The organism is Rhizobacter sp. P2_G4, assembly GCF_056403575.1.
Window position 1 is genome coordinate 1,291,681 of record NZ_JBFUFG010000001.1, and the last position, 12,669, is coordinate 1,304,349.

14 protein-coding genes are annotated in these 12,669 nt (G+C 64.9%); 7 read left to right on the forward strand and 7 right to left on the reverse strand.

Annotated elements, in window-relative coordinates; all coding sequences use genetic code 11:
- Positions 1–23: 23 nt before the first annotated feature.
- The 4 genes from AC1DYS_RS06035 to AC1DYS_RS06050 form a co-directional block, all read right to left on the reverse strand.
- Positions 24–635: a YceI family protein gene (locus AC1DYS_RS06035; RefSeq protein ID WP_477897008.1), complete on the reverse strand. Its 612-nt coding sequence runs from the start codon at positions 633–635 to the stop codon at positions 24–26.
- A 113-nt stretch (positions 636–748) separates the two neighbouring features.
- Positions 749–1,315: a YceI family protein gene (locus tag AC1DYS_RS06040; protein ID WP_477897010.1), complete on the reverse strand. Its 567-nt coding sequence runs from the start codon at positions 1,313–1,315 to the stop codon at positions 749–751.
- A 42-nt stretch (positions 1,316–1,357) separates the two neighbouring features.
- The gene (locus AC1DYS_RS06045; RefSeq protein ID WP_477897012.1) at positions 1,358–1,924 is read right to left on the reverse strand and encodes a YceI family protein; all 567 of its coding nucleotides are present in this window, start codon (positions 1,922–1,924) and stop codon (positions 1,358–1,360) included.
- A gap of 16 nt (positions 1,925–1,940) precedes the next feature.
- Positions 1,941–2,480: a cytochrome b gene (locus AC1DYS_RS06050; RefSeq protein WP_477897014.1), complete on the reverse strand. Its 540-nt coding sequence runs from the start codon at positions 2,478–2,480 to the stop codon at positions 1,941–1,943.
- Positions 2,481–2,755: 275 nt separating this feature from the next.
- On the opposite strand from AC1DYS_RS06050, the gene AC1DYS_RS06055 reads away from it, so the two are divergent.
- The 7 genes from AC1DYS_RS06055 (at position 2,756) to AC1DYS_RS06085 (ending at position 8,624) form a co-directional block, all read left to right on the forward strand.
- Positions 2,756–3,574 (forward strand): IclR family transcriptional regulator, encoded by an 819-nt coding sequence (locus tag AC1DYS_RS06055; protein WP_477897016.1) that lies wholly within the window; start codon positions 2,756–2,758, stop codon positions 3,572–3,574.
- Positions 3,571–4,350, forward strand: coding sequence for an ABC transporter ATP-binding protein (locus AC1DYS_RS06060; RefSeq protein ID WP_477897018.1), 780 nt, complete (start codon positions 3,571–3,573; stop codon positions 4,348–4,350). Before AC1DYS_RS06055 ends, AC1DYS_RS06060 begins: the two co-directional genes overlap by 4 nt.
- Before the next feature lies 1 nt (position 4,351).
- The gene (locus tag AC1DYS_RS06065) at positions 4,352–5,056 is read left to right on the forward strand and encodes an ABC transporter ATP-binding protein (protein ID WP_477897020.1); all 705 of its coding nucleotides are present in this window, start codon (positions 4,352–4,354) and stop codon (positions 5,054–5,056) included.
- 30 nt (positions 5,057–5,086) lie between these two features.
- The gene (locus AC1DYS_RS06070) at positions 5,087–6,292 is read left to right on the forward strand and encodes an ABC transporter substrate-binding protein (protein ID WP_477897022.1); all 1,206 of its coding nucleotides are present in this window, start codon (positions 5,087–5,089) and stop codon (positions 6,290–6,292) included.
- Positions 6,293–6,494: 202 nt separating this feature from the next.
- On the forward strand, positions 6,495–7,382 hold the full coding sequence (locus AC1DYS_RS06075; protein ID WP_477897024.1) for a branched-chain amino acid ABC transporter permease: 888 nt from the start codon (positions 6,495–6,497) through the stop codon (positions 7,380–7,382).
- A gap of 4 nt (positions 7,383–7,386) precedes the next feature.
- Positions 7,387–8,334, forward strand: coding sequence for a branched-chain amino acid ABC transporter permease (locus AC1DYS_RS06080; RefSeq protein ID WP_477897026.1), 948 nt, complete (start codon positions 7,387–7,389; stop codon positions 8,332–8,334).
- Between the two features lie 17 nt (positions 8,335–8,351).
- Positions 8,352–8,624 (forward strand): DUF2164 domain-containing protein, encoded by a 273-nt coding sequence (locus AC1DYS_RS06085; RefSeq protein ID WP_477897028.1) that lies wholly within the window; start codon positions 8,352–8,354, stop codon positions 8,622–8,624.
- 654 nt (positions 8,625–9,278) lie between these two features.
- Here the strand turns inward: AC1DYS_RS06085 and AC1DYS_RS06090 are convergent.
- The 3 genes from AC1DYS_RS06090 to AC1DYS_RS06100 form a co-directional block, all read right to left on the reverse strand.
- Entirely contained in the window at positions 9,279–10,181 is a 903-nt protein-coding gene (locus AC1DYS_RS06090) for an EamA family transporter (protein ID WP_477897030.1), read from the reverse strand.
- Positions 10,178–11,254: a GGDEF domain-containing protein gene (locus AC1DYS_RS06095; RefSeq protein ID WP_477897032.1), complete on the reverse strand. Its 1,077-nt coding sequence runs from the start codon at positions 11,252–11,254 to the stop codon at positions 10,178–10,180. Before AC1DYS_RS06095 ends, AC1DYS_RS06090 begins: the two co-directional genes overlap by 4 nt.
- Before the next feature lie 107 nt (positions 11,255–11,361).
- Positions 11,362–12,660, reverse strand: coding sequence for an FGGY-family carbohydrate kinase (locus AC1DYS_RS06100; RefSeq protein ID WP_477897034.1), 1,299 nt, complete (start codon positions 12,658–12,660; stop codon positions 11,362–11,364).
- Between the last annotated feature and the right edge of the window lie 9 nt (positions 12,661–12,669).

Here is a 12,669-nt window from a genome sequence, read left to right on the forward strand (position 1 = left end):
CGTTCATGCCGTGGTCAGCGGACTTAGTTGCGGATGGCTTCGACCTGGATCACCAGGTGCACCTTGTCGGCGATGAAGGGCAGGCCGTCGGTGATGCCGAAATCACTGCGCTTGAGGTCGCCTTCGAGGTCGGCGCCGCAGACTTCGCGGTTCAGCATCGGGTGGGTGTAGCAGTGCAGCAGGGGTGCGCGCAGCGTGACCGGGCGTGATACGCCGTGCAATGTGAGTTCGCCGCGCACCTCCAGCGGCGCATCCATCTTCCAGCGCCAGCCGTTGGCGACGAAGTAGGCCTGCGGGAACACGTCGGTGCTCAGGTAGCCGGTGCGCAGCACGCTGTTCAGCGGTGCCACGCCGGTGTTCACCGAGCCGGTGTTGATGCTGATCGAGACCTCGCCGGTGCCGGCCGGGTCAAGTTGCAGGCTGCCAGCGATGTCGTCAAAGCGCCCGCGGCTGGTCGAGGTGCCGAAATGCAGCACTTCCCAGTGCACGTGCGAGTGGGCTGGGTCGACGTTGTAGGTGACACCTTGCGCCGTGGCGGCAAACGAGCTCATTGCAAGCAGCAGGCAGGCAGCCGCGCGGCCTGCACCCGTGGGCGCGGAGAGGGGGAAACATCGCTTGAGCATGATCAAAGCCATGGGGTTCGTGCCTCGCTGTCGCTGCCGGCCGTCATCCAGATCGGCCCCGCCTTGACTTGACCATGCTGCTGGTCGTCATTCCTGCGAAAGCGGGAATGACGACAAGAGCCGCTTTACTGCTTGACGGCTTCGATCTGGATCAGCAGGCGCGTGCTGTCAGGGATGCCGGGCAGGCCGTAGCTCACGTCCCACTGGCTGCGCTGGATGGTGGTTTCGAAGTCGCCGCCGCAGACCTCCCGCTTGAGCATGGGGTTGGTGTAGCAGTTGAAGTTGGTCGCGGTCAGCGTGACCGGGCTGGTCTTGCCGCGCATGGTCAGCGTGCCTTCGACCGAGGTGACCTTGTCGCCGCTGAAGGTGAACTTGTCGCCGACGAACTTGGCGGTCGGGAATTCGGCTGCGTTGAAGAAGTCCTTGCTCTTCAAGTGGCCATCAAGCGGGCTCACGCCGGTGCTGATCGAGGTGGTGTCGATCGTGATCTCGGCCTTGCCGGTCTTGGCCGCCTTGTCGAACGCAACCGTGCCTTCCTTCTTGTCGAAGCGGCCACGCAGCGTGCTGGTGCCGAAGTGCTTGGCTTCGAAAGTCACGAAGGTGTGCGTCGGGTCGACGGCGTACGTCGCGCTTTGCGCCTGGGCCAGGCCGACGGTAGCGAACAAGGCGGCGGCAATGAGGGTTTTGGTCATGAACAGGTTTCCAGGTGGGAGGGGGTGAGGGGGGGTTGGGAATCAGAGAGCGGGGACGCCAGTGAGGTTCAGCTTGAACTTCACTTGAACTTCGTTCGCGACCATCGAGGTGTCTTTCCAGTCGCCGTCGCCGATCTTGAAATCGAGGCGCTTGATGCCGAAGGCGCCGGTGGCGGTGGTGGTGCCGCCGGCTTGCGCCACGGTCACCGGCACGACCACGTTCTGGCTCGCGCCCTTGATGGCCAGCGTGCCGGCCACCTCGAACTTGCCCGGGCCGGTGGCCTTCACGCCGCTCGACTGGAAGGTGGCCTGCGGAAAGCTCTTGGTGTTGAACCAATCAGGCTTGGCCACCTCGGCTTCGGTTTCGCTGGAGCCGATGCTCACGCTGGCGAGGTCGATCGTGAAAGCGATCTTCGAGACTTCGGGCTTCTTGGGGTCGAAGGCGACTTGCGCGTCGAACTTCTTGAACTTGCCGTCGACGGGCACGCCCATCTGCTTGCTCGAGAAAGCGATCTCGCTTTGCGCCGGAACGAGCTTCTGCTGCGCGCAGGCCGGGAAGGCAGTGGCTGACATGGCGGCCAGTGCGGCCACCATCAGATAGGTCTTCATGGTCTCTCCTCCTTGTTCAGCGGCCGGTAGGCCACATGCGAGACAGCAAGCCGTCACGGTCGATCAATTGGTGTTTCAGAGCGGCAGCCACGTGCATCAGCACCAGGGCAGCCATCGCAAAGGCAAGGTACCCGTGCCAGGGCTTGATGGCCTCGGCCAGCTCCTTGTCGACGGGCACGAAGCTCGGCAGAGGCAGCACCCCGAACCACACGATGGGGAAGCCCGCCGCCGAGCTGTAAGCCCAGCCGACCAACGGCACGGCAAAGAACAGCACGTACAGCAGGATGTGGGTGCCATGCGCTGCGCTGCGCTGCCAGCCGGGCATGGGAATGTCGGCGGGCGGCTTGTGCGTCAGGCGCCACAGCAGGCGCAAGGCCGAAAGGGCAAGAATCGTCACGCCGGCCCATTTGTGCCAGTTGTAGAGCTTGAGCCGCTGTGGCGAGAAGGGCAGGTCCGACATGTACACGCCCATCGAAAACGACCCAATGATGGCCAAAGCCAGCACCCAGTGCAGGAGCATGGCGAAGGGGCTGTAGCGTTGCGCGGTCGTGTTCATGAGGGTTGGACTCTAAGTGGGCACATGGCTTCTCCGGTTCATCGGGCTTGTTGTGAGTGTTCAAATTTTTGGACGATGCACCCGTTCACATACGTTGCAGGGCCTGCGGACGGACGCAGCTTACGCATAAATATCAACGTGCAAACCCTGAGCGGACTTTCCCGGGGAGCGCCCGCTCACATGTGCCACGCAGCGTGTCCCGCTCGTAGACTGCCAGCCCGAGTTCGAAGGATCGAATCCTATTCAACGGGCTGAACTTTCTCACGACCTGCCACATGCTCGAAACCGCCCCCCCGCCCACTGCTGCAGCGCCGCTCGCCAAGCCCGCGCTGGTACCGGCCGTGGCGCGCGCAATGGCGCTGCTCGACCTGTTGGAGAAAGAGCGTGAGGCGATGAGCCTGGGCAAGCTCGCGAGCAGCCTGTCCCTGCCCAAGAGCAGCGTGCACGGGCTGTGCAACACGCTCACGGCCCTGGGCTATCTGCGGCGTCAGGACGATGGCGGTTTCTTCATCGGGCCACGCGTGATGGGCCTGGCCAATGCTTTCGCCGCGCAGACATCGCCGGCACAGGAATTCGAGCGGCTGTGGAACAGCATGCCTGCCGCGCCGCAAGAAACCGTGATCCTGTCGGTGCTCGACGGTGCCGACGTGGTCTACGTGGCGGTGCGCAACGGTTCCCGTCCGCTGGGCCTGGCTTTCAGCGTCGGCATGCGGCTGCCGGCCTACCGCGCCGCCACCGGCCGCGCGATGCTGGCCTTTCACGACGAGGCGCAGGTCAAGCGCCTGTTCCCCACCGCGCGCCTGCCTGCCTTTCTGAACCAGCCTTCCATGCGCCGAAGCGAGCTGATGCACGAACTCGCGCTGACCCGCGAGCGCGGCCACAGCATCGACGACGAGCTGGTGCGCCAGGGCGTCTATTGCATGGCCGCGCCGGTGTTCGACGCTTCGGGCGAGGTGGTGGCCGGTGTCGGCATCTGCCTGCAGAAGGCCTCGCTCAAGCCGCGCTTTGTCGCGCAGCAGCGCGATGCGGTGATCGACGTGGCCCGCCAACTGTCGCAGCGGCTGGGCGCCGCCACGCCCGAGAAAACCAAATGAACCAGCCGAACGACACCATCCTCGAGACGCGCAGCCTGACCAAGGAGTTCAGGGGCTTCGTGGCCGTCAACAACGTGAACCTGAAGGTCAAGCGCGGCCAGATCCATGCGCTGATCGGCCCCAACGGCGCCGGCAAGACCACCTGCTTCAACCTGTTGACCAAGTTCATCACGCCGACCTCGGGGCAGATTCTCTTCAACGGCGGCGACATCACCCGTGACCGCCCGGCGCACATTGCGCGGCGCGGCATCATCCGTTCGTTCCAGATCTCGGCGGTGTTCCCGCACCTGAGCGTGCTCGAGAACGTGCGCGTGGCCCTGCAGCGCAAGCTTGGCACCTCGTTCCACTTCTGGAAGCCCGAGAGGTCGCTGCACACGCTGAACGAGCGCGCGCTGCAGCTGCTGCGCGAGGTCGACCTCGAAGCCTATGCCGAGAAGGAAACCGTGGAATTGAGCTACGGCCGCAAGCGTGCGCTCGAGATCGCCACCACGCTGGCGATGGAGCCCGAACTGATGCTGCTCGACGAGCCCACGCAGGGCATGGGCCTCGAAGACGTGGACCGCATCCGCCAGCTGATCAAGAAGGTGTCGGCCAACCGGACCATCCTGATGGTGGAGCACAACATGAGCGTGGTGTCGAGCATTGCCGACACCATCACCGTGCTGCAGCGCGGCGCCACGCTGGCCGAAGGGCCGTATGCCGAAGTGTCGAAGAACCAGGCCGTCATTGAAGCGTACATGGGTACAGCCAACGTCGAACTCCAGGGAGCCCACTGAGATGGCCACTCGATTCCTTGAAGTTCGCGAGCTGCAGGGCTGGTACGGCGAATCGCACGTGCTGCACGGCGTGAACTTCCATGTCGACGAAGGCGAAGTCGTGACGCTGCTCGGGCGCAATGGTGCCGGCCGCACGAGCACGATGCGCGCCATCATGGGCTTGATCGGTTCGCGCAAGGGCTCCATCCGCATCCGCGGGCAGGAGGCGATCGCGATGTCCACCCACCGCATTGCGCGGCTGGGCATCGGCTACTGCCCTGAAGAGCGCGGCATTTTCAGCACGCTGTCGGCCGAAGAGAACCTGATGCTGCCGCCGCGCCTTGCGGACGGTGGCATGAGCATCGACCAGATCTACACGATGTTCCCCAACCTGAAGGAGCGCGCCGGCAGCCAGGGCACGCGCCTGTCAGGCGGCGAGCAGCAGATGCTGGCGGTGGCGCGCATTCTTCGCACCGGTGCCAAGCTGCTGCTGCTCGACGAGATCTCTGAAGGGCTCGCGCCCGTCATCGTGCAGAAGCTCGGTGAGATGGTGGTGGCCTTGCGCAAGCAGGGCTACACCATCGTGATGGTCGAGCAGAACTTCCGCTTTGCCGCGCCGCTGGCCGACCGTTTCCTGGTGATGGAACACGGCCGCATCCTGCAAGAGTTCACCCAAGCACAGTTACCCGATCGACTCGCCCAGCTCCACGAGTACCTGGGCGTCTGAAATCCTCAACCACCTTTGATGGAGACATTGATGAAACTCAAAAAAATTGCCACCGCCTGCTCACTCGTCTGTGCTGCGGCACTGGCGCCCGCCCATGCCCAGGTGTCGGGTGATGTGATCAAGATCGGCATCATCACCGACCTGTCGGGGTTGTATTCCGACATCGACGGGCCTGGCGGCGTCGAGGCCATCAAGATGGCCATCGTGGATGCAGGCGGCAAGATCAACGGCAAGAACGTTGAGCTGGTCTACGCCGACCACCAGAACAAGCCCGACATCGCGGCCGCCAAGGCGCGCGAGTGGTTCGACACCAACGGCGTCGACATGCTGATCGGCGGCACCAACTCCGGCACCAGCCTGGCCATGTCGAAAGTGGCGCTCGAGAAGAAGAAGCTCTTCATCTCGATCGGTGCCGCCACCTCGGCGCTGACCAACGAGCAGTGCTCACCCTACACCGTGCACTGGGCCTACGACACCGTGGCGCTCGCCAAGGGTACCGGCAACGCCGTGGTGAAGGCCGGCGGCAAGACCTGGTACTTCCTGCAGGCCGACTACGCTTTCGGCGCGCAGCTGATGAACGACACGTCGGCGGTCGTCAAGGCCGCGGGCGGCACGATCGTCGGCTCGGTCAAGCACCCGCTGTCGGCGAGCGACTTCTCGTCCTTCCTGCTGCAGGCGCAGTCGAGCAAGGCACAGATCCTCGGCCTGGCCAACGCGGGTGGCGACACCATCAACAGCATCAAGGCGGCCAACGAGTTCGGCGTCACCAAGACGATGAAGCTCGCGGGCTTGCTGATGTTCATCAACGACGTGCACTCGCTCGGCTTGAACGCCACGCAAGGCATGTACCTCACCGACAGCTGGTACTGGAACCGCGACGCCGAGACCCGCGCCTGGGGCCGCAAGTTCTTCGAGAAGATCAAGCGCATGCCGTCGTCCCTGCAGGCTGGCGACTACTCGGCCACGCTGCATTACCTGAATGCCGTCAAGGCCGTCGGCACCGACGACCCGGACAAGGTCCTCGCGCAGATGAAGAAGACCAAGATCAACGACATCTTCGCCAAGGGCGGCTTCATCCGCGACGACGGCCGCATGGTGCACGACATGTACCTGATGCAGGTCAAGACACCGAAGGAATCGACCGAGCCGTGGGACTACTACAAGGTGGTCCAGACCTTCAAGGGTGAAGAGGCTTGGACGACCAAGGCTGAGTCGAAGTGCGCCTCGTGGAAATGAAATGACGGCCCCCCAGTCGCTCTCGCTCCGTCTTGCAGACCGCGCAGTGCCTGACGGCACTGCCCTTCGCCAGGCACAAACAGTCCACAGGACTGTTTGTGCCCGGGCTCAGCCCCCAAGGGGCGCCACCCAGCGGACCGGCGAAGCCGGATCCGCGGGCGTTGCTTGATGTGCACTTAGCTTCGCTTGTGCGAGTCCATTCATGACTGAAATATTTGGCATCCCGATCCAGGCCTTCATGGGCCAGCTCATGCTGGGCCTGGTGAATGGCTCGTTCTACGCGATGCTGAGTCTCGGCCTGGCGGTGATCTTCGGCTTGCTGGGCATCGTGAATTTCGCGCACGGCGCGCTGTACATGATCGGCGCGTACGCGGCGTGGTTCGCGCTCGAGCAGTTCGGCATCAACTACTGGTTCGCACTGGTGATCGCGCCGCTGGTGGTGGGGGTGCTCGGCGTGGTGATCGAGCGCACGCTGCTGCGGCATCTCTATAAGCTCGACCCGATCTACGGGCTGTTGCTGACCTTCGGTCTGGCGCTCATTGCCGAAGGCGTGTTCCGCGAGCAGTTCGGCGTGTCGGGCCAGTCTTATCCGGTGCCCGAGGCCTTGCAGGGCGCCACCAACCTCGGCTTCATGGTGCTGCCGAACTACCGCGCGTGGGTGGTGCTTGCATCGCTGCTGATCTGCCTGGGCACCTGGGTGTTGATCGAGAAGACGCGGCTCGGCGCCACGCTGCGCGCCGGCACCGAGAACCCGGCGCTGGTGCAGGCCTTCGGTATCAACGTGCCGCTGATGGTGATGCTCACCTATGCCTCGGGCGCCGCGCTGGCCGCCATCGCCGGTGTGCTTGCCGCGCCGGTGATCCAGGTCACGCCGCTGATGGGCAGCAACCTCATCATCGTGGTGTTCGCGGTGGTGGTGATCGGTGGCATGGGCTCCATCCTCGGGTCCATCCTCACCGGCCTTGCGCTCGGATTGATCGAGGGTTTGACCAAGGTGTTCTATCCCGAGGCCTCGAGCATCGTCGTCTTCGTGATCATGGCCATCGTGCTGATGATTCGCCCGGCCGGCCTGTTCGGCAAAGAGAAATAGCCCGATGAATCTGCCCACCCAAACCCGCAACGCACGCCTCGTCTGGGCGGCGGCGTTCGTGCTGCTGGCCATCGCGCCCTTCGTCGGCCTGTACCCCATCTTCATGATGAAGGCGCTGTGCTTCGCGATCTTTGCCTGCGCCTTCAACCTGCTGCTCGGCTTCACCGGCCTGTTGTCCTTCGGCCATGCGGCCTTCCTCGGATCAGCGGCGTACGTCACCGGCTGGCTGGTGCGCAGCGCCGGCTGGTCGCCCGAACTCGGCATCGTCGCCGGCGTGCTGCTCGCGGGGCTGCTTGGCCTGGTCGTCGGGCTGATCGCCATCCGCCGCCAGGGCATCTACTTCGCGATGATCACGCTGGCCATGGCGCAGATGATCTATTTCGTCTGCCTGCAAGCGCCCTTCACCGGCGGTGAAGACGGCCTGCAAGGCGTGCCGCGCGGCAAGCTCTTCGGCCTGCTGCCGATGGACAACGACGTCGCCATGTACTACTTGGTGCTGGCCGTGTTCGTGGCGGTGTTTTTGTTCATCCTGCGCATCGTGCATTCACCGTATGGCCAGGTGCTCAAGGCCATCCGTGAGAACGAGCCGCGTGCCATCTCGCTCGGCTACGACGTCGACCGCTACAAGCTGCTGGCCTTCGTGTTGTCGACCGCGCTGGCCGGCCTGGCTGGCTCGCTCAAGACGACCGTGCTCGGCTTCGCCACACTGACCGACGTGCACTGGTCGCTCTCGGGCGAAGTGATCCTGATGACCCTGCTCGGCGGCCTCGGCACCTTCGCCGGCCCGGTGGTGGGGGCCTTCACCATCATTGGCCTTCAAAACTTTCTCGCCGACCGCGTGGGCTCTTGGGTCACCGTGATCATCGGCGTGATCTTCGTCGTCTGCGTGATCGCCTTCCGCCGCGGCTTCGTCGGCGAGCTGATCGCCTGGCAGCAGCGGCGCAAGGCCTGAGGCTGCAGGAGCGTTCGATGGGCATCGAGATTCCGAAGGAAGCGCGCAAGGAAGCGGTGGCCTCGATCGAGCGCTACTTCTCCGAGAACATGGAGGAGAAGATCGGCAACATCGCTGCTGCGGCGTTGCTCGGGTTCTTTCTCGAAGAGATCGGGCCGCTGGTCTACAACCAGGCGGTGGCTGAAGTGCAGGAGCGGTTGCAGGCGCGGGTTGCGGAGCTCGATATCGAGCTGCATGAGGATGAGTTTCAGTATTGGCGAAAGGTGGAGCGGTCGCGGAAGGTGAAGTAAGGCTTGGCCTTGTTGTTTGCCGCTTCGCGTAGTTGATTCTTCCGCCTGCCGGCGGGTGCGCCGGGTGATCGCCCCGGCGGGCGAGTCACTTTAATTTGTCGCGTCAAATGAAAGTAACCAAAGCAAAGACGCTCTCCACTTTGCTGTACCGCTTCGGTTGCTTCCTTCCGCGACTTGTCGCCTGCGGATAGATCCGGACCACGGAACACCTGTTCAAAGTACCCCACCGCTCGGCTCGCTGCGCATCGTCTCCATGTCGCGATGGGCTGCTGCGCGCCCTGGCGCCGAGGCGAAGCGAGGTGTGGATGGGGATGTTTGCGAAGCAACCGTATTGCTCTTGGGCCCCGTGGGTGGCGTCGAGGAGCGCAGGGGTTTGGGGCCGCGCGCGTCAGCGCGCTTCGTCAACTGACTTCGCGCGGCTGTCTGAGCGCAGCGGCCGCAGGCCGCGAAGCGAGTTCGGCGCGAGGCCCCAAAGCGCGAGCACCGCAGAGCAGTCGGCCACAGGCCGACCGCCACCGTCGGGTCCCCCTTTCTTTGCTTACTTTCTTTCGGGGAAGCGAAAGAAAGTAAGTCGGCTGTCGGGACGACATCCCGACTCGGCCTCACGCAATGAACAAGACCGGCATGCGAATGCAGGCACAGGGCTTCAATACCTCAGTCTGACCGGGCGGAGGCAAAACGCCCCCTCACCCGTGGCCACAACATATTCAACCCCAACCCGCACAACACCAACGCCGCCGCCGCCAACTTCCACCCCGGCAAAGGCTCCGCCAACATCAAGCTCGCCGTCGCCATCCCAAACACCGGCACCAGCAAAGCCATCGGCGTGATGCTCGCCGCAGCATGCCGAGACAGCAGCCAGCCCCACGCCGCATACCCGAACAACGTATTCCCGACCGCCTGCCAAGCCACCGCCCACCAGGTGAGCGCGTCCGCATGACGCAAGCCCGTCTCGATGGCAGGCCAGCCTTCGAACAGCAGCGACAACGCCACCAGCGGTGGCACCGCAGCAGCACTCGACCACACCACGTACGACAGCATGTTGATGCTGCCGGCGCGTTTGCTGACCATGTTGGCGCACGCCCAGCTGAAGGCCGCGGCCAGCACCATCAGCAAGCCGAGCCCGCTGGTGTTGCCGTCGGTGTGCGCGCCGATGACGGCAATGCCGGCAGCGCCCAGCAGCAGCGCGAGCCATTGGTAAGGCCGCACGCGTTCGCGTGCCACTTGCATGGCCAGCACGATGGTGAAGAACACCTGCGTCTGGATGACCAGCGAGGCCAGGCCGGGAGTGATGTTCCCCTTCATCGCGATGTAGAGCACCGCGAACTGGCCGACACCGATCAACAAGCCGTAGGCCACAAGGTTGCGCACGGACGCCGCGGGCCGGGGCAGGAACAGCACCGCCGGGAAGAACGCGAGCGCGAAGCGCAGCGCGGCAAAAAGCAGTGGCGGCAGATGAGCCAGTGCCGTCTTGATGACGACGAAGTTGGTGCCCCACACGGCCACCACGGCGAGTGCCAGCAGCAGGTGCCGCCACGGGGGTGTGGCGTGGGTCACGTGAGCACGACGCGGTTGTGGCCGCCTGCCTTCGCGTTCAGCAAGGCCAGCTCGGCACGTTGCACCGTCTCGGCCACGGTCTCGCCGGCGCGGTGTTCGGTCACGCCGGCCGAGAAGCTCATGTGCAATGCGGCGCCTTGCACTTCCACCGACAAGCCCTTGATGCGGTCGCGCAGGCGCTCCACGCTCGTGCGGCCGAGCGACGCCCGCGTGTTCGACAGCATCAGCAAGAACTCTTTGCCGTCCCACCGGCACAGCAGGTCGGAGATGCGGATCACGTTCAGCGCCTCGTTGGCAAAGCGCCGCAGCAGCTGGTCGGCGAACGCGTGGCCATGCCGCTCGTTGATGTCGTGGAAGTCGTCGATGTCGATCACTGCGATGCAGAACGACTGGCCCGAGCGCACGCCGCGCTGGCGCTCCTGCTCCATCAGCTCGAGCATGTGGCGGCGGTTGATGAGGCCGGTGAGCTCGTCGCGGGTGGCCAGTTCCTGGATGCGTGCGAGCGCGGTGGCGATGTCTTTCTTCTGGCGCCGCAAGCGGTCGCGCAGGCGGCTCAGCTGGCCGGCCAGCACCGCGATCGCCGGCACCATGATTGCGATCATGATGAAGTGACCCCACTCCACCGCCGGCTGGTAGACCGCCGGCTCGAGGTGTGCCATGGTGGCCATGGTGATGCCGAACACCGCCACCGCGAAGAAGCTGGTGCGCAGCACCGTGATCGGCGCCAGCGAGTACATGCTGAACATGAAGATCACCATCAGGATCGGGAAGGCGCCACCCCGCCCGCGGCCTGCAATGGCATACGCTGCTGCGCCGCACAAAATGGCGAACACCATCTGTGGCACGGTGAGCGAGGGTTCGGCAAAGCGCAGGTTGCGCCCGCTGCGGATGACGAAGAAGAAGATGGCGAAGCCGCCCACCAGCACCGAGGTCCACCAGGCCGTCGGCGCCGCCGGCGCGATGCCGGCCCACACCAGGTAGTGCATGTTGAGCACGCTGCCCAGTACCAGCAACATGGCCGTGCCGCACTGCACCAATCTCAGCCTCTGCTTGGGCTCGGTGCCCAAAAGCATGTCCGCCCAGGAAGTCCTGGCCGGAGCGAGAGCGGGGTCGGTCTGCACGGAGCGGAGGTTAGCAGCGTCCGGCCCCGTCCCCAAACATCACGGTTTCTGTCGTTCGCTTAGGAATCGCGGCCCGTCGCTTCATTCCAATGCATCAGCATCCCCGCGCCGCGCGCCGTGCCTTCGACCTCGTCGTCTGCCACGCGGCAATCGTGCTCGGGCAGCAGTGCCGACAGGCAGTCGATGAAGGCGGCATTGCGCGCGAGCGGCCCTTCGATGACCAGGGGAGACGGTGCATCCAGCACCCACACGCGCGACGCCGTCATCTGCGCACAGTAGAGCGACGCCAGCGTCGCGCGCTCAGGCGCACTCAAGGCCTCAGCCAGTTGCGCGGTGACATCCACTTCGCCATGCAGCACCTGCGGGCCCTGCGGTGTCGACAGCGCCCGAATGCCTTCGTCGTTCAGCACCTGCACGAGCGAGGCGCGGGCGGCGTCCGGCGGGGCGCCGGCACACAGCGCCGCGTGGTCTCGGCCGCCCATGAAGCGGGCGGTGGGCACGGCGTCTTGTGCCACCGACACATTGGCCAGCATGTCGCTGGACAGGTCGAGCGCATCGGTGCGGCCACCGCAGGCCATCACCACCGTCCAGGTACCCGACGTCACCAGCGTCATCGCTGGCCAGCGGTGCAGGTAGCGCGCGAGACACGCGTTGCTGTCGTGCACGCCGGTGTGCACCACGCAATCGCGCGAGAGACCCAGGCGCTGCGACAGCTCGGGTCGCAGCGGGCCCAACACCTCCCAGGCCGAACGTATGGGTGCGAAGCGGTGCGCCCATCCTTCTTCTTGAGCCAGCCGCGACCAGCCGCGGTTCGCGGGCGACCACAGGTGCGTGTGGCAGCCAAGCGAACTCACCTCGCTGGCGGCGACACCACTCAGGCGCCAGGCCCAGTACTGCGGGTACGGCAGCAGCGTGCGGGCACGCGAGAACTCAGCGGGAAACTCGCGCGCCTGCCAGTACCACGGCCGTGCCGCGTTCAGGCCCATCGGCAGGTGCGGTGACAAGGTCTCGCGCAAGTCGCCTACGGCAAGCGCGTAGGCCTTGCGCTGGTCGGCATAGGCGTCGAACTCGTAGTCGACCATCGGCAGCACCAGGCCGTCGTCGTCGAGCGCCGCGAATGCAGCGCCATGCGTGGTGGCGATGAGCCGGCCGATGCGCGCACGGTGCGCGAGCGAGGCCAGGCTGTCCCACAGCCAGGCTTCGATGCCGTTGGTGTCGAGTGCGGTGTAGCCCTGCGGGCTGCTCACGCCCTGGTTGGGCCGGTCACGCTGCTCGACCACCTGGCCTGCTGCGTCGAACACGCGCAGCTTCACATGGGTCTTGCCCACGTCGAGCACGGCACTGCAATCCAGCGTCATGGTGGCAAC

What these genes read in the sequence shown, in the direction of transcription:
- AC1DYS_RS06100 (WP_477897034.1), bottom strand. Translation starts at nt 12,660, where the DNA reads ATGACGCTGGATTGCAGTGCCGTGCTCGACGTGGGCAAGACCCATGTG.
- AC1DYS_RS06060 (WP_477897018.1), top strand. Translation starts at nt 3,571, where the DNA reads ATGAACCAGCCGAACGACACCATCCTCGAGACGCGCAGCCTGACCAAG.
- AC1DYS_RS06040 (WP_477897010.1), bottom strand. Translation starts at nt 1,315, where the DNA reads ATGACCAAAACCCTCATTGCCGCCGCCTTGTTCGCTACCGTCGGCCTG.
- AC1DYS_RS06095 (WP_477897032.1), bottom strand. Translation starts at nt 11,254, where the DNA reads ATGCTTTTGGGCACCGAGCCCAAGCAGAGGCTGAGATTGGTGCAGTGC.
- AC1DYS_RS06070 (WP_477897022.1), top strand. Translation starts at nt 5,087, where the DNA reads ATGAAACTCAAAAAAATTGCCACCGCCTGCTCACTCGTCTGTGCTGCG.
- AC1DYS_RS06065 (WP_477897020.1), top strand. Translation starts at nt 4,352, where the DNA reads ATGGCCACTCGATTCCTTGAAGTTCGCGAGCTGCAGGGCTGGTACGGC.
- AC1DYS_RS06075 (WP_477897024.1), top strand. Translation starts at nt 6,495, where the DNA reads ATGACTGAAATATTTGGCATCCCGATCCAGGCCTTCATGGGCCAGCTC.
- AC1DYS_RS06035 (WP_477897008.1), bottom strand. Translation starts at nt 635, where the DNA reads ATGGCTTTGATCATGCTCAAGCGATGTTTCCCCCTCTCCGCGCCCACG.
- AC1DYS_RS06050 (WP_477897014.1), bottom strand. Translation starts at nt 2,480, where the DNA reads ATGAACACGACCGCGCAACGCTACAGCCCCTTCGCCATGCTCCTGCAC.
- AC1DYS_RS06055 (WP_477897016.1), top strand. Translation starts at nt 2,756, where the DNA reads ATGCTCGAAACCGCCCCCCCGCCCACTGCTGCAGCGCCGCTCGCCAAG.
- AC1DYS_RS06045 (WP_477897012.1), bottom strand. Translation starts at nt 1,924, where the DNA reads ATGAAGACCTATCTGATGGTGGCCGCACTGGCCGCCATGTCAGCCACT.
- AC1DYS_RS06080 (WP_477897026.1), top strand. Translation starts at nt 7,387, where the DNA reads ATGAATCTGCCCACCCAAACCCGCAACGCACGCCTCGTCTGGGCGGCG.
- AC1DYS_RS06085 (WP_477897028.1), top strand. Translation starts at nt 8,352, where the DNA reads ATGGGCATCGAGATTCCGAAGGAAGCGCGCAAGGAAGCGGTGGCCTCG.